Source organism: Methylophilus sp. E2MeOHC9 (assembly GCF_058744375.1).
The window spans coordinates 1952865-1974427 of the sequence record NZ_CP196024.1 but is presented as its reverse complement, the minus strand read 5'-3'; the positions used below and the strand labels follow the sequence as shown (position 1 = coordinate 1974427).

The window sequence follows — 21563 nt, the reverse complement described above, 5'->3', positions numbered from 1 at the left end:
ATATGCAGACGCAAAAGAAAATCAGTGAAACTGCCGCCCGCTGGTTTATCCGCATGCAAGAAGCCGCGCCGGATGCGCCTGAACGCAGCCAGTTTGAAGCCTGGCTTATGCAGCACCCGGCCCACCAAAAAGAATATTTAAGTATCAGCGATGCCTGGCAAGGCCTGGATTCGATGAACGAATTGAGAACCATCGCACAAGCCAAGCAGGCGGATGTGTTCTTCAAACAAAGCGAGCGCAAGAAAACCGCGCGCAAACTGGTGGGCACTATTTCCAGCTGTGTCGCGCTGATGTTTATAGGCTGGGCCGGTTACCAGCAATATCAAACCTGGCAAGCCACCCCTACCCTGCAACTGGCCTCGGAAACCACGCGCGCGCAACTTGTCACGCAGACACTGGATGACGGCAGCCGTGTGACGCTGAATGCCAACACGCAAATTGAAATCAAATACTACCGCAACCAGCGGCATATCGATCTGCTCAAAGGTGAAGCCATATTTGAAGTGCAACGTGATACCAACAGGCCATTTGTGGTCGAGACTGACCGCATCAAAGTCACCGTACTGGGCACGCGTTTCTCCGTCAACAAACTCAGCCGTTTAGAGCGCGTCAGCGTAGACCACGGCAAAGTGGAAGTCGCTTCTAAAACAGGGGCTGAGAAGATCATCCTGCAAAATAACCAGGTCGGTGAATTCAAACAAACCAGGCTGCAACCACGCACCAATGTATCGGCCCAGGATTACTTCAAATTCACCAGCGGCACACTGGTATTCAACCAGGCCGAAGTCGCTGAAATCGCAGAAACACTCACGCGCTACAACCCAACCCCTGTGCTCGCCGATGGCTTGTCAAAAGACCATATCAGCGCCGTAGTGGCCGTGAAAGATACCAATAACTTCATCTCCACCCTGCCGCGGATTGCCAATATCCGCATCAAGCAAACCCCATCAGGCACAATGCTTGAAACCACATCGCCTCCCAAATAAATAGTCAAAGCACTTACCAAACACCAAGCGACTAACAATCTTTTGCAATTGCTATATCAGGGTTTCGATTCCTCGTGCATTAAGGCAATAACAAGCCAAGGAATAACGAGGAAATCCTGATGCATAAACCTAAAAAAATAATTCTGGGGGCAGCCATCGCTGCATGTTTTGCCAGTAACCCGTATTGGCTTGCCACATTGCATGCGGCCGAGTTGAATACCAAGCTGCCAAAAACAGATGAAGAGATTGTTCTGGGGCAAAAAATTACAGTCAACCTGCCCGCCCAGCCACTTGCAGCATCGCTCAAAGCACTTAGTGCAAAAATAGGCTTGAATATTACTTATAACGATAAGTTAATCCAGAATAAGCAGGCACCAGCATTGAGTGGAAGCATGCGCAGTAAGGAAGCTCTGCAAAAATTACTTGTGAATACAGGCCTTGAAGCTAAGCTCAACGACCAAACGCTTTATATTCAGCGCATTCCTGTCCGTGTAGAAGATAAAAGCGTTGAGATTGAGAAAGTTGAAGTAAGGGCAAAAAAATTTTATGAAATTGGGCCGCTTCCTGGATTAGCACTGACTAAGGAAGAAATTCCCGGCAATGTACAAAGTATTACAGCACAAGAGATTAGAGAGTCTCACTCATTAAGCTTGACCGATTTAATGAATCGCAAGCTGCAATCTGTAACTGTTAATGACTATCAAAGCAATCCGTTTCAAATGGATTTGCAATACCGCGGTTTCACTGCATCTCCGCAATTAGGTACCGCACAAGGTATCTCGGTGTTTCTGGACGGAATCCGAGTTAACGAGCCGTTTGGTGATGTGGTGAATTGGGACATGCTTCCACTTAATGCGTTGAGCGGTATTGATGTATTCCCTGGGTCTAACCCTATTTTTGGGTTAGGTACCTTAGGTGGTGCAATTGCAATGCGCACCAAAAGTGGTTTTGATGGTAAATCCCTTGATGCTGAAATTCTTACAGGATCATTTGGTCGCAAGCAGTTGCAAATTTCAGCTGGGAATAATAATGGCGTAATCGCTGGCTTTCTGTCGGGAAACTTCTTCTTAGAAGATGGGTGGCGTGATAACTCGCCGAGCAAAGTAAACCAAATATTCGGCAAGACTGAATGGCAAAGCGAACGTGCTCGTGTGGGTTTGTCTATGCTCTATGCCGGAAATAAATTAACAGGAAATGGTCTGTTGCCGGAGCAGATGGTGGACCAAAATCCTAAGCAGGTCTATACCTCACCAGATAAGAGCAAAAATGACTTATTACAATTCCAGTTGTCAGGAATCTGGGATGTAACTGATACGTTCAACATCACCGGCCAAATTTATAACCGTAAAAGTAAACGGAAAACAAAGACCACGGATGTGAATGAAAACTTCAATGGATACTACACACCCAATACTCAAGGTAGGCAAGTGCTGTATGGTTATTCTGACATTAATAATGATGGCCTACCTGACTACAACACTTATGCCGTGAATGTTGCAGCAGATAATTTTGGTTTTGCGTTAGATGCGAATGGTAATTCCGCACAAGTGCTTAATGGTAATGGTGATTTTGTTGCAAACCCATTGTTCAACGTAAACAATTTGGCTGTCGGTAACAATTTCATGACCGCTGTTCTTCCCGGACAGCAAGGTACGTTGCCCGCCAATGATGGGTCAGGTGTAAATGTACCAAGATGGACTGCTGACCCTAGGTTGATAGATAACAATGTGATTTATAACTTTGCAACACCAGCTGCGCCAGGATTGGGTGAGTTTAATAATCCATTACCAACAGCATTTTATCAATTTGCATTAAATTATTTCCAGAATCAAGCCAGATACGCTGAAGTGGCCCAGGCTGCACAAGGAGGTGGCGCTTTTGCTGGCACTGATGAATTTGGTAATCCACGTCCCTCCAGTTATTACGTTGAACTGATGCCAGGAGCACAAGGGTTCAATATTGATAACGGATATGTGGACGATAATGGTTTTTTTAACCGCTTTATTATTCTTGATCCAGTTAATTCAGGCCTGCGTGATCCTAATTTAATTGTTGGGAGTTGTGAGGCTGGAGGATTTTTAGGTGTGTGCGCGAATGATGCGAATGGGTACCAAATCAACCGAGATGGTGCTTACTCGGGTGCTGTAGGTCAAAGTGGGTTGGGTACTGGGACTGGTGTAATCGATGGAACCCCCACAGCAATTATTAGCGAGACCGCAGTTGACCAGTTGGGCAAGGGTGGATCTTTACAATTCAACTGGAACCTGGATAAGCATAAGTTTATGTTCGGCGGCTCAATTGATAAGGCAGATGCAGCATATACCAGTGCACAATTCTTAGGTATGTTAGATGGGAAAAGAAATGGTTATGAAGCTCCAAATGAGTTGGGTTATGAGTTTTATGCCCGAGATTCAGCACGTGCATTACGGCTGAATGATTTTAGTGGTGACTCAATTACCAAAAGTATTTATGCAAGTGAAACTTGGAAACCCACTGAAACATTAAATTTCACCACGGCTGCACGTTTTAACTGGACCAGGGTAAAAAATAGTCTAGATGTAAATGCTATTTCCAAATTCTTGGAGGCTTCACTTACTAGTCTTCGAAATGAAATTAACCCTCTTACATTATGTAGAGGTGTCGATAATGATGGCGATGGCCTTGTTGATGGCACCTTTTGCCCAACTGGCTTGGATGGCGCCATAGTTCAATACGACCCATCGCTTTCTCTTAATTCAGATATGTCTGTGCTTGAAACTACGCCCACGGAAAAGTTTAATTACCGATCTTTCAACCCCTCTTTTGGTATGACGTGGCAGGCAAACGAAGATCTAAACCTTTATGGTAATTGGAGTCGTGGCGCCAGAACCCCAACTGTGATTGAACTTGGCTGTGCTTATGACGATACATTAGTGCCTTTACCAGGTACTAACCCCGTTTTGTATCAAGAGCGATCTTTGGCTGACCGTCGCACGTGCAATTTACCAACAACAATGTCCGGTGACCCGCATTTGAAGCAAGTTAGATCAAATAGCATGGAAATTGGTGCACGTGGAAGGTGGAGTGAAAATATTGAATGGAATGCCAGCTTATATCGCACTGACCTTACAGACGATATTTACTTTGTGAGTATCGCCTCAAATCGCAGTTTTTTCCAAAATGTCGGTGATACCAAGCGTCAAGGATTGGAAATGGGGTTTAAAGGTAAATTAGGTAAAGCGAGTTTTGGAGTCAATTACGCTTTAACCGATGCAACATTCCAATCGGATTTTGATATTTTGAGCCCTTACAACAGTACATCCTTCAGTGACAAGACAGTGTCGGGAACCAGAATTGTGGATGGTCAAGTGGTGACTATAAATAATTTTGGCAAAACTCGAGTGCAAAAGGGTGCTCGAATGCCAGGAGTGCCGCTACATAATCTTAATTTCAATTTTGGTTATGAAATCACAGATAAATGGTTCGTAGGCCTTAATGCTGTCATGCATTCGGAAGCTTTTGTGAGAGGGAACGAAAATAATCAACATCGAGCAGGACCAGCCACACCAATTCGTACAGAATGCCTAATTCCTGATCCTGTGAATCCAGGTAATTTGATTGGAGGTGTCTGCGATATTCCACGTCCGGATTGGCGCGATGGTAAAACAGCTGGATATACTGTGTTTAATTTACAAACCCGTTACGAACTAACAAAAGAGTGGGCATTGGGCCTTCAGGTCTACAATTTATTTAATAAAGAATATGCGACAGCCGGGAGACTTGGTCTGAATGCCTTTTCACCTTCTGTTAATGGCGCAATTGGTGCTAGTGGATTTAACTACAACAGCAGTGAGTGGCAAGGGACTAGTTTTCTTGGCATAGGGGCGCCAAGATCTGCTTTCATTACACTAACCTATCAATTCAAACCCGACTAAAAAGTATAAATCACGAATTCTGACTAGGATATCTCATTACGAAATAAGCCGATACTAACTAAGAAATGTGACTTTAATGAAAACAGTTTTAATAGCTATTCCGATAAACGTCAATATTGGCTGATATCAGCCAATATTTAAATTATGTAGCCATTTATTTTAGAAGGCGATTTTCACAAACGCATGCAAAACAAAGGCTTGCATCGTGCCTTAATCACGGCATAAATATTGCAGCAAAATTTGCTCAATACACTCACCCTGGTTTATGTAATGAGTTTTTTAAGCAAAGCCGACAATGATACTTACTGGTGCAACCTGAGTTTGAAATGGGTTTACACCGATTTGTTTCGCAGTATTTACGGGCAAACCAGGAATTTCCATCTGGCGAACGATGTATTGCACGACGCGATTGTGAAGTTTGCGGTAAAAAACAGCCTGAGGCAGATTGATGAGCCGCAGGCTTATATGCGCGGCATCGTTAAAAACACCATTGTGGATTACTACCGTGATGCTGCTCATTATGTAGATATGGAAATCGGTGGCGCCAACTCTGATTTACTGGATGCCGAGCATGAGCACAGCTACCAGCACTCTCCCGAGAAAATAGCCGATTTAAAGCAGCGCATGCTGGCGCTGCAAAACATCATTGATTGCCTGCCACCCAAGTGCCGCCAGGTGTTCTGGATGCACAGGATTGAAGGCAAGCTGCAAACGGACGTTGCCACTGAGCTTAACATCAGCCTGAATATGGTGGAGCGACATATGATACGGGCGCTGGTGGATATTTCACTGGCTAAAGATTACCTGCTGAACGACAAATGACCCGTCAACGACACCTGATCCTGGAGCAAGCTTCCAAATGGTTTATGCGCCTGAAGGACGCTGCGCCGGATCACGTCGATAGAAGTAAGTTTGAAGCCTGGCTGATGGAGTCTGAAGCGCATAGACAGGCTTACCAAAGCATTGCAGAAACCTGGGGCGATTTTGATTCGTCGGCGCAGATCAGCCATATCTCGCAGGCGATGAGTATGCGCAAACTCGATGAGGATATCCGCAAGCGCCAAAAAAATACCACTTATGCTAAATTGGGCGCAATCGCGCTCATTGGCCTTTCCAGCTTGTTTGCGTTTAACCAGTTGCAACAATGGCACGCCCAACCGCTGGAAACCATCGCCCAAACTAGCGCACCCGGCCATATTGTCAGCCGCTATTTGTCAGATGGCAGCAAACTCACCCTCGATGCGCACAGCGACACCAAAGTGCTGTATTACCGCGATAAACGTTATGTGCAACTGCTGCACGGCCAGGCAGTGTTTGAAGTGGTGAAAGACGCTGATCGGCCATTTATTGTCGAAAGCAACCACGCCAGAATCACCGTGAAAGGCACGCGTTTTGTCGTGAATATGATCAACCATAAAACAGTGGTCGCGGTCGATCACGGCAAAGTACTGGTCGAAACGCTGCAAACTGACCAGGCGAACAGCGTGCTGCTCACTGATGGTCAGGTCGCAGAAGTGAAAGCGCAAGCCAGCCCGGTGAAAGTGCAAAAATCCGCCAAAGACTATTTTGCTTTCCTGCAAGGCAAACTGATTTTTGATGGTGCGCCGTTGAATGAAGTCACCGAAACCCTGTCACGCTACCGCGAACCACCGTTAGTGAATCACTCACACGCCAATGCAGAAATCTCAGCTGTGGTCGATGTAAAAACACTCAACAAGTTTATTAAAACCCTGCCAGCAGTGGCGCCAGTCAAACTGCAAGAGTCTGACACTGAAACCGCCGTGCTGGATCGATAGCTCAGCGTAGTCACTCGATACTCGCTGAGCCTCACAAAAATTTACCTTTCTCACATCAGGGAGTTGCCGCCCTCCTCGTCATTAGTCTGTTGAGGGGACTTTTTGAGGTGGGTTGCAACATGTTTAAAACAAAAAAAATCAATCGTATAAGTAAACAATCGGCATTACTGTTTTGCGCGATGTATCACATAGGCATGGCCGAAGCCGAGCCTTTAAAGACGGATATCCCCGCCAATATCAATATTCAATCCCAACCACTGGGCAATGCTCTAAAACAATTCGCCACCCAAACCGGCAAAAACATCATCTTCGATAAAACGCTAGTCAATGGCAAAACCGCCCCGCCAGTAAAAGGCAACTATGGCGAGATGGATGCCTTAAAAAGAGTGTTGGAAGATTCTGGCCTTGAAGCAGTGCAAGAAGATGGCACGATTGTGATTCGCACCGCGCGGCCAGTGGTGCAGAAAAAGGCGGAGAACCTGGAGCTGGAGAAGGTTGAAGTTCGCGCAAAACGCTTCTACGAAATCGGCCCTCTGCCTGGCTTGGGTTTAACCAAAGAACAAATTCCTGGCAATGTTCAGAGCATCTCAGCTAAAGAAATCAAAGAGGCCCATTCGTTAAGTATTACAGACTTGATGAACCGCAAATTACAATCAGTCACGGTGAATGACTACCAGGGCAATCCATTCCAGATGGATGTGCAATACCGTGGATTTACTGCCGGGCCGCAAATTGGCACACCGCAGGGGTTATCCGTCTTTTTCGATGGCATTCGTGTGAATGAACCATTTGGGGATGTAGTGAACTGGGACATGATTCCCATGAATGCGTTAGCTAGTGTGGACGTATTCCCAGGCTCAAATCCTATATTTGGTCTAGGTACTTTAGGCGGGGCTTTTTCAGTGAAAACAAAAGATGGCTTTAATAATACTGGTACAGACGCCACTGTTCTTACCGGGTCTTATGGGCGCAAGTATTTACAAGGTGAGGCTGGTTGGAATAATGGCACTATCGGTTTATTTGGAGCAGGTAACTTTTTTTTAGAAGATGGCTGGCGCGACAACTCACCGAGTAAAGTGAATCAGTTTTTTGGTAAGGCCAGCTATCGTGGTGATAAGCTGGATCTGAATCTAAGCACATTGATAGTGGGAACCGACCTGACTGGAAATGGTGTTGTTCCAACTAACTTTTATGAACAAGATCGTCGCAGTGTATTTACCAGCCCTGATGAAACAAAAAATAGATTGTCTCAATTCCAATTATCAGGAAACTACTTTGTTAATGATAGGTTCAGCATTACTGGGCAGGTATATCGTAGAAACAGTCGCCGAAATCAGAAAAATGCAGATGTTTATTCCGGTTACGCAGGGCAAGGCCTTAGTCAAAACTTTACTAGTGGACAAGAATACACATGCTTATACGATAGTGAGGGCCGCGCTGCAGAATATGGTTTACCAAACTACGTTGTGATCGACATCCCCGATCCTAATGACCTTTCGAGCAGTCCGTTTTTGAATGAACTATTTAACAACGGGAATGTAGATTTTTCACTTTTAGATGCAGACGCCTTCAATCAGTCACTTACTGATACTCCTGAAGCAGCAGCGTATTTAGCCCATGCACAACAAGTTGTTACATATTGGCAAAACCCCATACGTTATATTCGCACAAACGTTGTCTTTGATGAGAACGGAGGGGCTGTAACCCCTTATTCAAACGGAGAGAGCTCACACATTCTTGATGCTTCAACATTAGGTGGCGGAGGAAGTTTTGCTGGCGACGATGGTTTAGGAGTGGGTTATGGCGTACTGGGTGGAATAGGTCAATCATTTTATTACGATACAAATGGTGGCAAACATTTAGTCGCATTTATAACTCCCCGTAATGGCACAGCATGTAACGACACTCAGGCAGGCAGCGCTGCGGGAAAATATTACAATCCGCTCATTGGCCCAAGGGGTGTTGAGACGATAGATGGTCTGTCTAACGGTGGACCAGGGGTTGTAGAAGGGATTCCTACTGCAATTATTAATGATAATCGTATTAATCAAACAGTTGATGGTGCTTCACTACAATTCAACTGGAACTGGGAAAAGCATAAATTGATGGTGGGCGCCTCTATTGATAATGCCTACGCACAATATAACAACTCGCAGCAGTTAGGTTTTTTTGATAGCAAACGCAACGGTACAGTTGATGGCAACCGAGCCTTAGATGTATTTACGGCTGCTGACTACCCAATTAGGAACAACGATTTTGATGGTAATTCAATTACCAAAAGTGTGTATATCAGCGAAACATGGGCACCCATTGAAACCGTACATATCACCGGTGCACTTCGTTACAACCAAACACAAGTGAACAGTAGAGTGACAGCTCGTGATTTTGGTCAATCGGAAATCACGTTAAGCAGATATCTGAATGATCCAGCAAATTTCGCATTATGCCAAAATGGCACTTGCCCAGGGACGGGTTATCTAGATGCTCAGGATGCATTTTTTATATTGCCTGCTGAGCAAGAAAAATTCAGCTATTACTCTTTGAACCCTTCATTAGGAACCACTTGGCAAGCCAATGACAATTTGAATTTATATGCTAACTGGGCACAAGGTACGCGAACACCAAGTGTCGTTGAGCTAGGTTGCGCTTTGGATAAAACGCCAGCAGTTTATGGTAAAGACATAAATGGTAATAACATTTACATGCCCAGAAGTGTTGTGCTTGGGCGCTCTTGTCAATTGCCAAATGGTCTTTCAGGTGACCCTTATCTGCCACAAGTAAGGGCAGAAACATTCGATATTGGAGCTCGTGGTCAATGGGGTGACTCCTTACAATGGAATCTAGGCTATTACCGAACTGAATTAAAGAATGATATTTACATGGTTACTTATTTTGGTAACCAGAATTTCTTTGATACTGTTGGAAAAACCCGTCGTCAAGGTATCGAAATGGGGCTGAGTGGAGAAGTGGGTAAGGCAAGATTTGGACTTAACTATGCATTAACTGACGCCAGATTTAGAAATAGCTTTATCACAGGCGGGGATGCTAACAGCAGTGCTACCACACCCGTAGTCATTCCTGGTAGTGGAGACATAACTTCAGGTGAAATTACAGTAAAGCCAGGGGATCGTATGCCTGGTGTTTCATTACATAATTTAAATGCTAATTTTAGTTATGACATCACACCTGATTGGACTGTTACTTTGGGCGCAGTTTTGCATTCATGGTCATATCTCCGTGGCAACGAAAATAATGAACATCGACCAGGAGTTCCTAGACCAGTGGTAGTACCTGTTTATAACTCCTCAGGTATATTTCAAAGGTATGACACCGTCTATCGCCAGCCCTCATCCAACCCAGGGAAGATTCCCGGATATACCGTATTCAATTTCCAAACGAGCTATAAGTTCAACAAGGAATGGACCGCAACAATGTTGGTGAATAACTTGTTTGATAAGGAGTATTTCAGTGCTGGACGCTTGGGGGTGAATCCATTTTCGCCAAGTATCAATGGCGCCATCGGACCGGATGGTTACAACCATAACTCAGGGGATTGGCTAAGCACTAACTTTGTTGCGCCTGGTGCGCCTAGAGGAATTTGGTTTAGTCTTAACTGGCATTTTGTCCCAGATTAATGATCGTTGTTTAAGCAAAAGCCTGATGGCTTTTGCTGATTAAAACAATCACTAGCTTTTCGGAATAAGCACAGCACTCACTGTGTGAATCACACCATTATCAGCATTGAGTTCATTGCCTGTCACTTTCACGTTATTCACTTTTACACCCTCGGTGACTGAGAGCTGTAGATCAGCACCTTCTAAAGATTTTATTTTTCCGGCGCTCACATCGGCCTGGGTGATTTTGCCAGGGTAGATATGGTAAGAAAGCACTTTTTTGAGTTGATCGCTATTCGCCATCAGTGCGTTTAGTTTGGCTTTGGGCAGTTTGGCAAAAGCGGCGTCATCTGGCGCAAATAAGGTTATCGGACCATCGCCATTCAACGTGTTATCCAGACCCGCGATTTTGACTGCTTTTAAAAAGGTTTTGAAGCTGCCGTCCTGCTGTGCGGTTTGCAATAAAGTATCTGCATAGGCCATGCTGGAAAAGCTGATGGCTAGAAGTGTGAGTGCGAGTATTTTTTTCATGATGGCTTTCCTGATAATTGTTAAGCACGGATGTCGGTTTTGCTACCCTGTCACCCATGTGCTTACATTATCCATCCCGCCTTACGCGTAACTTACCTTGCCGCCTTTTTAGCTTACAGGCAACTTACCAAGCCCATATATAGGCCTGGATGCAGGAGCACTACTTTTCAGTTAGCAGCTGCTCTTGATTTGCCAGTTTGACCTCAACCAGTTCTGCAATACTCATATCTTTGCATTTGTTCATTTTAGCAGTCGCACAGCTGAACTCCTGGCCGTGGAACAACTCCCTGGCTTTTTCAAAATAGGTTTTTGCGGCTTCTTTATGGCCCATGCCTTCCGCTGCCAGCCCTAGATGGTAATAAGCTAAATCCGACTTGTGATTCACTTTGATCAGCGTTTGCATCAATCTGCGCCAATCCTCTTTTTGCACATATTCATTGATGGTTGAATTGTTCATCAGGTTGGTCAGCCCGCAATTCACACAGGTCAATTCCAGGGTGCCTTGTTTAAATGCAGCAAATTCGGCCGAATAAAATATGCGTGGCTTTAGCACCATGGTTGACGAGGCAAAGCTATTGCTTGCCCCCTCACTGGTCACGACCCTGACATTGCTTGAATTAGCTAATGGGTCGGTGCCCATTTTCACAAAGTTGTAACTGGGCTGGTTTTCGGCCGTGTAGCTTAATTTGCTCTGCGCATAGATTTGCTGCATAGGCTCTTGCAGGGCTTTGAATGCATCTATTCTGTTAGGTGATGAGGGGTGGGTGCTCCAAAAATCACCGCGTGATTTCTGGCCGGTGGCGCTCATCATCTTCTCCCAAATACTGATGGCTGCGGCTGGGTCATAGCCGGCTTGGGCAGCGATTTCCACCCCCATCTTATCGGCTTCAGTTTCGGCGGTTCTGCTATTGGGCAGGGTGATAAATGCTGCAGCGCCAACCACAGCCACATCTTGAACGGCTCGTTGCGTTTGCGGGTTGTAGCGGCCATTATTGCTATCAGCGGCTGCGGCGACAACAGCGACTGTGCCGACAATGATCTGGCCAAGGATCTGATTCGACATCTTTTCTGCACCGTGATTGGCTAAGGCGTGTGAGATCTCATGCCCCATGACCTGGGCCAACTCGTCATCGGTAGGCTGTATCTTCTCCAGCAGGCCAGTATTCACCCCCATTTTTCCACCAGGCATGCAGAATGCATTGGGCGTGTCGTCTTCGATCACATTGACCTGCCAGTTCCAGTCTACGGTTTCTGGCCGGTATTCTATTGCCCTATGTACCAGCCGGTTGGTGATGGTCCGCACGCGCTCATTCACTTCAGGGTCTTTTGAGAGCTTGCCTTTTTTCTCATACCCATCGACCAGTGACAGATACATGCTGTCACTTTGCTGTATCACCGACTTTTCTGAAACAAAAGCCAGTTGTTTCCTGCCTGTCATGGCATTGGTGGCACACCCCGAAACCAGCATGAGCAAAGCGCTTATAGCAACCAGCCTGTAGAACCTCATCATTGATCCTATCTTTTAATTATTTGAATTGTTTTTATGCCTAAACCGTAGAATAAGTTGATTTTTAATCAGAGTAAATGGCTATTAAATATTGTCGCATTTTAAAAAATGACTACGCTGTATTTAGCATTCGAGCTGAATATGTAGTGCCTAAATTAGTAGGATGCCTAATTGCGAGGGATGCAGTAAAATACCCGATCTAATCAGTCAGGCATTTCTGCAGGAATCCCAAGCATGGCCATCAGCGATTTATTGATTCAAAGCACCCTTAAACTTTGCATAGACCCAAACACTGGCAAGGATTTTATCAGTGGCAAATCCATTAAGAATATCCAGATCAACGGCAGTGATGTCAGCCTGGATGTGGTGTTGGGTTATCCGGCACAAACCCAGTTTGATGTGATTAGACAGCAAGTTGTTGATTCTTTGAGAAGTATTGATGGCATAGGCAAAATCACTGTCAATATTGGCAGCCGTATCGTGGCGCACAGTGCGCAGCGCGGCGTAAACCTGTTGCCTAACGTGAAAAATGTGATTGCGGTGGCTTCTGGCAAAGGTGGCGTGGGTAAATCTACGACCTCAGTCAATCTGGCCCTGGCGCTAGCGGCTGAAGGTGCGACCGTCGGCCTACTGGATGCGGATATCTATGGCCCTAGCCAGCCACAGATGCTGGGGATCAGCGGACGCCCTGACAGTGCCGATGGCAAGAGCATTGAACCCATGCGCGCACATGGCATCCAGGCCATGAGTATCGGTTTTCTGGTGGATACCGATACACCTATGGTGTGGCGCGGGCCTATGGTGACTGGCGCGCTGGAACAATTGTTACGCGATACACGCTGGCAGGATCTGGATTACCTGGTGATTGATTTACCGCCTGGTACCGGTGACATTCAATTGACACTGGCACAAAAAATCCCGGTGACTGGCGCGATCATCGTGACGACACCGCAAGATATTGCCTTGCTGGATGCGCGCAAAGGCCTGAAAATGTTCGAGAAAGTCGGCATCCCGATTCTCGGCATCGTCGAAAATATGAGCACGCATATCTGCTCCAACTGCGGCCATGAAGAACATATTTTTGGCGCGGGCGGTGGCGCAGTGATGGCCAGCGATTACAACGTGGATTTATTGGGCAGCCTGCCGCTGGATATCAGTATCCGCGTGCAGGCGGATAGCGGCCAGCCGACTGTTATTGCCAGTCCGGATAGCAAAATCTCAAGCATCTATAAGGAGATCGCGCGCAAAGCCGCCAGTAAGATTGCGATCGCCAGTTTGGACCATAGCGCCAAATTCCCTAATATTGTGATCCAGAAAACCTAGAAAGTTACACGATGACAAGCCGTGAGCACCATATTGCAGAAGACCTGATCGGCACGCAGTACGAAGCCATGGATGAAGGCACGAAAAGAGTGGTGAGGCAACTGACCGAGCGCCGCCATATTTCGCGCCACCCGTCACAAAAAGCCAGTGAAGCGTCTGATTTCGGGCAACGCGCAGCGGATGCCGTGGCGCGTTTTGGCGGGTCATGGACCTTTATTTTTGCGTTTATTTTTGTGCTGGTCGCTTGGGTGATATTGAATTCCGTCATATTGCTGCGTTACGACAGCGCGTTTGACCCCTACCCTTATATCTTGCTCAACCTGTTTTTATCCATGCTGGCGTCCATTCAGGCACCTATCATTTTGATGTCGCAAAACCGGGAAGCCGAGATTGACCGCGGCCAGGCCGAACATGACTACGAAGTGAACCTGAAAGCAGAATTAGAGATATTGCTGCTACATGAAAAAATGGATGGTTTACGTAACCAGCAATGGCAGGAGCTGATTCAACTGCAGCAACAGCAAATCACTTTGCTGGAAAAACTGCTGGTGGATAAAGCCAAATAAATTCAAACCGCGAAAGATTCAAGATACAAAAAAAGCGCCTGATGGCGCTTTTTTATTGATTCATGGTTTAAAGCTTTTTTATTTCAGCTCAACGCCAAAATTGTAGACATCGACACCATTGGGTGACTGAATCAGTGTCGCCGGAATGGCAACGCCGTTGCGCCAATTATCAACAGCCTCTTGCTTGCCGGCACCAGTCACCAAAAACATGACTTCATTGGTGTTATTCAGGCGGTCCTGGCTGATGGTAATACGATCAGCGGGTGGCTTGGGTGAATTAAACACAGGTACCGCATCTGCCGTATTGTTTACGACCTGGCCGGGGAACAGGCTGGCAGTATGACCGTCTTCACCCAGGCCGAGAATGACCAGATCAAAGGTGCGCACACCTTTTAATGTCTCTGTATACGCTTTTGCACCTTCGATATTGCCTAATTCAGCAGGAATATCATGGATCTGGCTTTCAGGTATCGCTACATGACTCAACCAGGCATCGCGCGCCATTTTGCTGTTACGCTCGGCGTGATCCACAGGCAGGCAACGGTCATCGTTATGATAAACATGCCATTTGGACCAGTCGGCATCGGCTTTAGCCAGCAGTTGGTACACCGCCTTGGGGGTGCTACCTCCAGCCAAAACAATCAGGAAATCGCCGTGTTTGGCAATGGCTTCGTCCGCAGCTTTTAAAATGCGCTGCAAAGCGGCCTGATTGATCTCATCTTGTGATTGAAAAGTGTGCCAGCGTGTTTGAGTGTTTAAAGACATAGAAAACCTGTAGAAAACGATACAAAACTACTTTGAGTCATTTTTGTTAAATAACAAAATGCAGCCTTTCAGTCGCAGGCTGCATTTGATATAATTATACCTGACTCGACATGATAATTCTGCAAAATTATCAAATTAACCCCGCTCGGGTTCATGCCATCCAAAAGATGGGTGTTTCAATAACTGTCCTTACACCATAGGAAAATCCGAATGAAATTAGCAATGATTGGCTTGGGCAAAATGGGCGGCAATATGGCTGCACGTTTGCTTCGTCACAAAATCAACGTGGTTGGTTTTGACTTTAACACCGAATTCGTTAACAAACTCGTAAAAGACGAAGGCCTTGAAGCAGCAACCTCAGTTGCTGATGCAGTGAGTAAACTGGAAGGTCAAAAAATCGTCTGGCTGATGTTACCAGCAGGTGAAATCACCGAAAACCAAATCAAAGACCTGATCCCACTGCTGAACAAAGGCGATATCATCGTCGACGGCGGCAACTCTAACTATAAACACAGCCAGCGTCGCGGTGCTTTATTGGCTGAACATGGTATTGGCTTTATCGACTGCGGTACTTCCGGCGGTATCTGGGGCCTGGATAACGGCTACTGTTTAATGTACGGTGGCGACAAACAGTTCGCAGACGTATTGGCTCCTTATGCGCAAGCATTGACACACGCTGACCGCGGTTGGGCGCACGTTGGTCCAGTTGGTTCCGGCCACTTCACCAAAATGATCCATAACGGTATCGAATACGGCATGATGCAAGCGTTTGCTGAAGGCCTGGACCTGATCAAAGGTAAAGAAGATTTCCATCTTGACCTGGCTCAGATCACTGAATTGTGGCGTCATGGCTCCGTAGTACGTAGCTGGTTGCTGGACCTGACAGCCGAAGCGCTGAAAGATGACCAGAAACTGGAAGCGATTGCACCATACGTGGCTGACTCCGGCGAAGGCCGCTGGACAGTAGTTGAAGCGGTTGAGCAAGGCGTGGCAGCACCAGTGCTGACAGTGGCATTGCAAGCACGTTTCCGCAGCCAGGACTCAAAAGGCTACAGCTACAAACTGCTTTCCCTGATGCGTAATGCATTTGGCGGTCACGCAGTAAAAACCAAGTAATAAAGCAAGCCTCTCTTGATGAGAGGCTTTTTGCTTATTGCTACTGTTTTTTAAAAATATGGGAAAGGCCTGCCCTTTCCCGTTTACATTTTTATCTTAAGGTTAGAAATGACGAATAAAATTGATCCATGCACACTGGTGCTGTTTGGCGCTAGTGGTAACCTGGCCCGCGTAAAACTATACCCTGGCTTGTTCAGACTGGACTCACTGGGCCGCTTGCCAGCAGACCTGAAAATTGTAGGCGTTGGCCGTCAGGTCGTTGACCTGGAAGCCTGGCGTGCAGACATCAAAAGCATGCTGGATGCGAAATTTAAAAAAGGTTACGACCAGGCCGTGTTTGAGCGCTTCATTGCGCGTAACTTTTACCATGCCAACCCGCCAACCGATCCGGATGCATTCAGCAAGCTGAAAGCAACCCTGAGCGACGAAAGCGTTTTCCCACAGAATCTGGCTTACTTCCTGTCTGTGCGCCCAGTGGACTTTGCCCCGGTGGTGGAATCATTGGCCAACGTTGGCCTGACGCAAGAAGACAAATACTGGCGCCGTGTGGTGATCGAAAAACCATTTGGTACCGATCTGCCATCTGCCAAAGAATTGCAAGCTGCGATCACCAAGCACCTGAAAGAAAGCCAGATCTACCGTATCGACCACTACCTGGGCAAATCCGCGCTGCAAAACATTTTGCTGCAACGCTTTACCAATACCGTGCTCGAACCGATCTGGAACAACCAGTATGTAGACCACGTACAAATCACCAACACCGAAATGCTGGGTGTAGGCGACCGTACCCAGTTCTATGACAGCACCGGTGCCTTGCGTGACATGTTGCAAAGCCACATTCTGCAGACCCTGGCATTGACCGCGATGGAACTGCCAAAAGACCTGTCACCAGAAGGTGTACGCGACGCGAAAATCGCATTGTTAGAGCAGATCCGCCCTATCCCGGTGGCTGAACTCGAAAAACACGCGTTCCGCGCGCAATACAGCGCTGGTGAGATCAATGGCGAAAAAGTGCCTGGCTATCTGGATGAACTTGGTAACAAAGACAGCGTGGTTGAAACTTATGCCGCATTGAAACTGTTTATCGACAATCCACGCTGGAAAGGTGTGCCGTTCTACATCCGCACCGCTAAACGCCTGCACGAAGCCGATACCCGCATTGCTATTCGCTTTAAGAAAGCACCGCTGCAAATCAATGATCAGGACCAGAACTGGCTCATCATTGGTATCCAGCCACGTGAATGCATCAAACTGGAAGTCCAGTCCAAAATTCCAGGCCTGGATATTCAAACGCGCACCATTCAACTGGATGCAGCAAATCGTCAGGATAGCGACGACAGTGTGGATGCTTACGAGGCACTGCTGCTCAACCTGATGCAGGGTGATAATTCTAACTACTTGCATATTTCCGAAGCCGAAGCGCAATGGCGCCTGGTTGATCCAGTCGTAAAAGCCTGGGCAGAAGATAAGCGTCCGGTACATCAATACCCTGCGGGTAGCCGTGACCCTGAAGCTTCTAAAGTGATCTTTGAAGCTGAAGATCAATTCTGGCGCTACAGCATTGAATTAGGCGGCGACAAATAAATACTGGCGGCCGCTATGGCTGCTGGTATCGATAATCGTCAAAAATTCATAAAAAATTTGCAAATCTATCAACATTTGTTGTTATTATTTGCACTCACTAAAAGCGGAGTTTAAACTCCGCTTTTTTCTCTTTATTGCCAGCCTGTATACAACAAACTGGCGCGCAAAGACTGGATAAGGCAATGAGCATTAAGTCGGATAAATGGATACGCAGAATGGCTGAACAACACGGCATGATTGAGCCGTTTTCGCCGACATTGATACGTGAAGAGAATGGCGGGAAAATCGTCTCCTACGGCACTTCATCGTATGGTTACGATATCCGCTGTGCTGACGAATTCCGCGTGTTCACCAATATCAACAGCACTATTGTCGATCCGAAACAGTTTGACCCGCAATCCTTCGTCGAAGTCTCCGGCAAAGGCTATTGCGTCATACCGCCAAACTCGTTTGCATTGGCGCGCACGGTTGAATATTTCCGTATTCCCCGCTCGGTATTAACCATTTGCCTGGGAAAATCCACTTATGCCCGCTGCGGCATCATTGTCAATGTCACGCCATTTGAACCAGAGTGGGAAGGCTATGTCACACTTGAGTTCAGCAACACCACGCCATTGCCAGCAAAAATTTATGCCGGTGAAGGCTGCGCCCAGGTGCTATTCTTTGAGTCTGATGAAGTTTGCGAAACCAGCTACAAAGACCGTGGTGGGAAATATCAGGGCCAGGTCGGTGTGACTTTGCCAAAAATATAAGATCAATATTGACCAACAACCCAGCATTCACCACAGAGGCACAGAGTAAAAGCATGGCTTTCTCAGTGCCTTTGCATTTTGCGTAACAAGTTTCAGTGACAAGCTAAGGATTCATTGAATGAAATTTAGATTTCCTGTCGTCATCATTGACGAAGACTTCCGCTCCGAAAACTCTTCCGGGCTCGGTATCCGTGTATTGGCCAAAGCCATTGAAGAAGAAGGGACTGAAGTCCTGGGGGTGACCAGCTATGGCGACCTGACTTCGTTCGCACAACAGCAAAGCCGTGCTTCTGCGTTTATTTTGTCTATCGATGATGAGGAAATCGTCGAGGAAAAACCGGAAGCCATCGAGCAATTACGTAATTTTGTGCAGGAAATCCGTTACCGCAACGAGGAAATCCCAATCTTCCTGCACGGTGAAACGCGCACCAGCCGCCATATCCCTAACGATGTGTTGCGCGAACTGCACGGCTTTATCCACATGAATGAAGATACGCCAGAGTTTGTGGCGCGCCTGATCATCCGCGAAGCAAAAGCCTACCTGGATAGCCTGCCACCTCCGTTCTTTAAAGCACTGACGCACTACGCGGCGGATGGCTCTTATTCCTGGCACTGTCCTGGTCACTCCGGTGGCGTGGCTTTCCTGAAATCACCAGTTGGTCAGATGTTCCACCAGTTTTTTGGCGAGAACATGCTGCGTGCCGATGTGTGTAACGCGGTCGATGAATTAGGTCAGTTGCTGGATCACACTGGTCCGGTAGCCGCCTCCGAGCGCAACGCGGCACGTATCTACAACTGCGATCACTTGTATTTTGTGACTAACGGCACTTCGACTTCCAACAAGATCGTCTGGAACTCTACCGTTGCCCCGGGTGACATTGTGGTGGTTGACCGTAACTGCCATAAATCGGTGTTGCACTCGATCATCATGACCGGCGCGATCCCGGTGTTCCTGATGCCGACACGTAACCATTTCGGCATTATCGGCCCGATCCCGAAAAGCGAATTTGCCTGGGAAAATATCCAGAAAAAAATCGCCCGCAATCCGTTTGCCAGCGACAAGAACGCCAAGCCACGCGTGCTGACGATCACGCAATCTACTTATGATGGCGTGTTGTATAACGTGGAAGAAATCAAGGAAATGCTGGATGGCAAGATCGACACCCTGCATTTTGACGAAGCCTGGCTGCCACATGCGACCTTCCATGACTTTTACGGCGACTACCACGCCATTGGCGCCGACCGTCCGCGCTGTAAAGAATCCATGGTGTTCTCTACACAATCCACCCACAAATTGCTGGCGGGTTTGAGCCAGGCCTCACAGATTCTGGTGCAAGACGCCCAGAACAATCACCTGGATAGGGACTTGTTTAACGAAGCCTACCTGATGCACACCTCCACCAGCCCACAATACTCAATCATTGCCAGCTGTGACGTGGCAGCCGCCATGATGGAAGCGCCAGGTGGTACAGCATTGGTTGAAGAGTCCTTAAAAGAAGCACTGGATTTCCGCCGTGCCATGCGCAAGGTGGACGAAGAATGGGGTACCGACTGGTGGTTCAAGGTCTGGGGACCGACTGACTTGTCAGAAGATGGCCTGGAGGAACGCGATGCCTGGATGCTGAAAGCCAACGAGCGCTGGCACGGCTTTGGCAACCTGGCCGAAGGCTTTAACATGCTGGACCCGATCAAAGCCACCATCATCACCCCCGGCCTGGATGTGGACGGTGACTTTTCTGAAGAATTCGGCATTCCCGCTGCCATCGTCACCAAATACCTGGCTGAGCACGGCGTGATTGTAGAAAAAACCGGCCTCTATTCTTTCTTTATCATGTTCACCATCGGCATCACAAAAGGCCGCTGGAACACCATGGTAGCGGCCTTGCAGCAGTTTAAAGATGACTACGACAAGAACCAGCCATTATGGAAAGTATTGCCGGAATTCGTGCAAAAACATCCGCGTTATGAGCGTATTGGCCTGAAAGATTTGTCTACACAAATCCATGAAGTCTACAAAGCCAATGATGTTGCCCGCCTGACCACAGAAATGTATTTGTCAGACATGGTACCGGCCATGAAACCAACCGATGCTTTCGCAAAAATGGCGCATCGCAAGATCGAACGCGTAGCCATTGATGATCTGGAAGAACGTGTCACAGCGGTTTTATTGACGCCCTACCCGCCTGGTATTCCATTGCTGATCCCAGGAGAGCGCTTTAACAAGGTCATTGTCAATTACCTGAAGTTCGCGCGTGAGTTCAATGAGAAATTCCCGGGGTTTGAGACTGATAACCATGGATTGGTGAAGCAATTGGTGAATGGTAAAGCGGAGTATTTTGTTGATTGTGTTAAGCAGGATGATTAGGGTTCGCTGATTGGATTAGGGAGTTAGCGGGATGAATGGTTGGAGTTTTATGGCTTTATGTTCTGCTGCTTTTCGCCTCTAGGCGACCCTCTTTCTTATGCTTGTCCATAAGAAAGAAGGCAAAGAACAAGACACCCTAGCTTCCGCTTATCTCCTGCGTTGCTCGAACTAGGACTTTCGTCCGTTGCTTTGCCGGACTTAGGCATAAGCGGTCGCGAAACTCGCCCTAGCGGCTTGGAAAAGACGCAAGCCACCGCGGAACTCAGACAGTCGCTCCCTTCCTCCTTATTTTGACTCCGCTACTCGGCGCGTCAGATAGGGGCCCGGTTAAAACCATCACGATGAAGTGTTGGTTAAACGTTTTGAATTCAGGGCGCCAAGGGACTTCTTTAATTTCTAAAGCAATAAAGCCCAACAAAGCAATTGAATTGGTTTGTTGGGCTTTCTTGCTTTGGTTTATTTCACTGGTTGAGCGGGATGCAATGTGAGAAGTCTCACTTAAGTAACCGTGTGGTGCTTTTCATGGGCCCCTATCTGACGCGCCGAGTAGCGCAGTCAGCGTGGGAGGTTTCGGCCAGCGGCTGTTCGAGTTCCGCAACAAGCCACGTTCTGTGTGGCTTGTCAGGGCGAGTTTCGTTGGACGCCCACGCTGATGAGCAACGCAGGGAACAAGCGGAAGCTAGGGTGCATTTCTTTTGGTTACTTTTCTTTGTGCAAGCAAAGAAAAGTAACTCGCCTAGAGGC

14 protein-coding genes are annotated in these 21563 nt (G+C 47.2%); 11 read left to right on the top strand and 3 right to left on the bottom strand.

The genetic code is table 11. From position 1 onward, the window contains the following. The first annotated feature begins 2 nt into the window (after positions 1 to 2). The 5 genes from ACSSVF_RS09565 (at position 3) to ACSSVF_RS09545 (ending at position 10331) form a co-directional block, all read left to right on the top strand. Complete coding sequence (locus ACSSVF_RS09565) at positions 3 to 986, top strand: FecR family protein (protein ID WP_492403118.1); 984 nt, start codon at positions 3 to 5, stop codon at positions 984 to 986. Positions 987 to 1105: 119 nt separating this feature from the next. Next, positions 1106 to 4900, top strand: coding sequence for a TonB-dependent receptor domain-containing protein (locus ACSSVF_RS09560; RefSeq protein WP_492403116.1), 3795 nt, complete (start codon positions 1106 to 1108; stop codon positions 4898 to 4900). Positions 4901 to 5170: 270 nt separating this feature from the next. Beyond that, complete coding sequence (locus ACSSVF_RS09555; RefSeq protein ID WP_492403114.1) at positions 5171 to 5722, top strand: RNA polymerase sigma factor; 552 nt, start codon at positions 5171 to 5173, stop codon at positions 5720 to 5722. Continuing rightward, positions 5719 to 6696, top strand: coding sequence for a FecR family protein (locus tag ACSSVF_RS09550; protein ID WP_492403112.1), 978 nt, complete (start codon positions 5719 to 5721; stop codon positions 6694 to 6696). Before ACSSVF_RS09555 ends, ACSSVF_RS09550 begins: the two co-directional genes overlap by 4 nt. Before the next feature lie 119 nt (positions 6697 to 6815). Continuing rightward, complete coding sequence (locus ACSSVF_RS09545; RefSeq protein ID WP_492403110.1) at positions 6816 to 10331, top strand: TonB-dependent receptor; 3516 nt, start codon at positions 6816 to 6818, stop codon at positions 10329 to 10331. Positions 10332 to 10382: 51 nt separating this feature from the next. Here ACSSVF_RS09545 and ACSSVF_RS09540 read toward each other — a convergent pair whose 3' ends face one another. Both ACSSVF_RS09540 and ACSSVF_RS09535 read right to left on the bottom strand, forming a co-directional pair. Continuing rightward, a complete protein-coding gene (locus ACSSVF_RS09540) occupies positions 10383 to 10841 on the bottom strand; it encodes a fasciclin domain-containing protein (protein ID WP_492403109.1) in 459 nt (152 codons plus the stop codon). 160 nt (positions 10842 to 11001) lie between these two features. Next, positions 11002 to 12351, bottom strand: coding sequence for a M48 family metalloprotease (locus ACSSVF_RS09535; RefSeq protein WP_492403108.1), 1350 nt, complete (start codon positions 12349 to 12351; stop codon positions 11002 to 11004). A gap of 231 nt (positions 12352 to 12582) precedes the next feature. Here ACSSVF_RS09535 and apbC point away from each other — a divergent pair, with 231 nt between their 5' ends. Then, positions 12583 to 13671: an iron-sulfur cluster carrier protein ApbC gene (gene apbC, locus ACSSVF_RS09530; RefSeq protein WP_492403107.1), complete on the top strand. Its 1089-nt coding sequence runs from the start codon at positions 12583 to 12585 to the stop codon at positions 13669 to 13671. An 11-nt stretch (positions 13672 to 13682) separates the two neighbouring features. Continuing rightward, entirely contained in the window at positions 13683 to 14237 is a 555-nt protein-coding gene (locus ACSSVF_RS09525; protein ID WP_492403105.1) for a DUF1003 domain-containing protein, read from the top strand. Between the two features lie 78 nt (positions 14238 to 14315). On the opposite strand, the gene pgl is transcribed toward ACSSVF_RS09525, so the two are convergent. Beyond that, on the bottom strand, positions 14316 to 15002 hold the full coding sequence (gene pgl, locus ACSSVF_RS09520) for a 6-phosphogluconolactonase (RefSeq protein ID WP_492403103.1): 687 nt from the start codon (positions 15000 to 15002) through the stop codon (positions 14316 to 14318). Between the two features lie 210 nt (positions 15003 to 15212). Here pgl and gnd point away from each other — a divergent pair, with 210 nt between their 5' ends. From gnd to ACSSVF_RS09500, 4 genes are all read left to right on the top strand, one after another. Beyond that, positions 15213 to 16118 (top strand): phosphogluconate dehydrogenase (NAD(+)-dependent, decarboxylating), encoded by a 906-nt coding sequence (gene gnd / locus ACSSVF_RS09515; protein ID WP_379029035.1) that lies wholly within the window; start codon positions 15213 to 15215, stop codon positions 16116 to 16118. A 108-nt stretch (positions 16119 to 16226) separates the two neighbouring features. After that, complete coding sequence (gene zwf / locus ACSSVF_RS09510) at positions 16227 to 17702, top strand: glucose-6-phosphate dehydrogenase (RefSeq protein WP_492403101.1); 1476 nt, start codon at positions 16227 to 16229, stop codon at positions 17700 to 17702. A gap of 182 nt (positions 17703 to 17884) precedes the next feature. Further along, the gene (dcd, locus tag ACSSVF_RS09505) at positions 17885 to 18454 is read left to right on the top strand and encodes a dCTP deaminase (RefSeq protein WP_055825679.1); all 570 of its coding nucleotides are present in this window, start codon (positions 17885 to 17887) and stop codon (positions 18452 to 18454) included. Between the two features lie 118 nt (positions 18455 to 18572). Further along, complete coding sequence (locus tag ACSSVF_RS09500; RefSeq protein WP_492403100.1) at positions 18573 to 20819, top strand: Orn/Lys/Arg family decarboxylase; 2247 nt, start codon at positions 18573 to 18575, stop codon at positions 20817 to 20819. Positions 20820 to 21563: the final 744 nt, after the last annotated feature.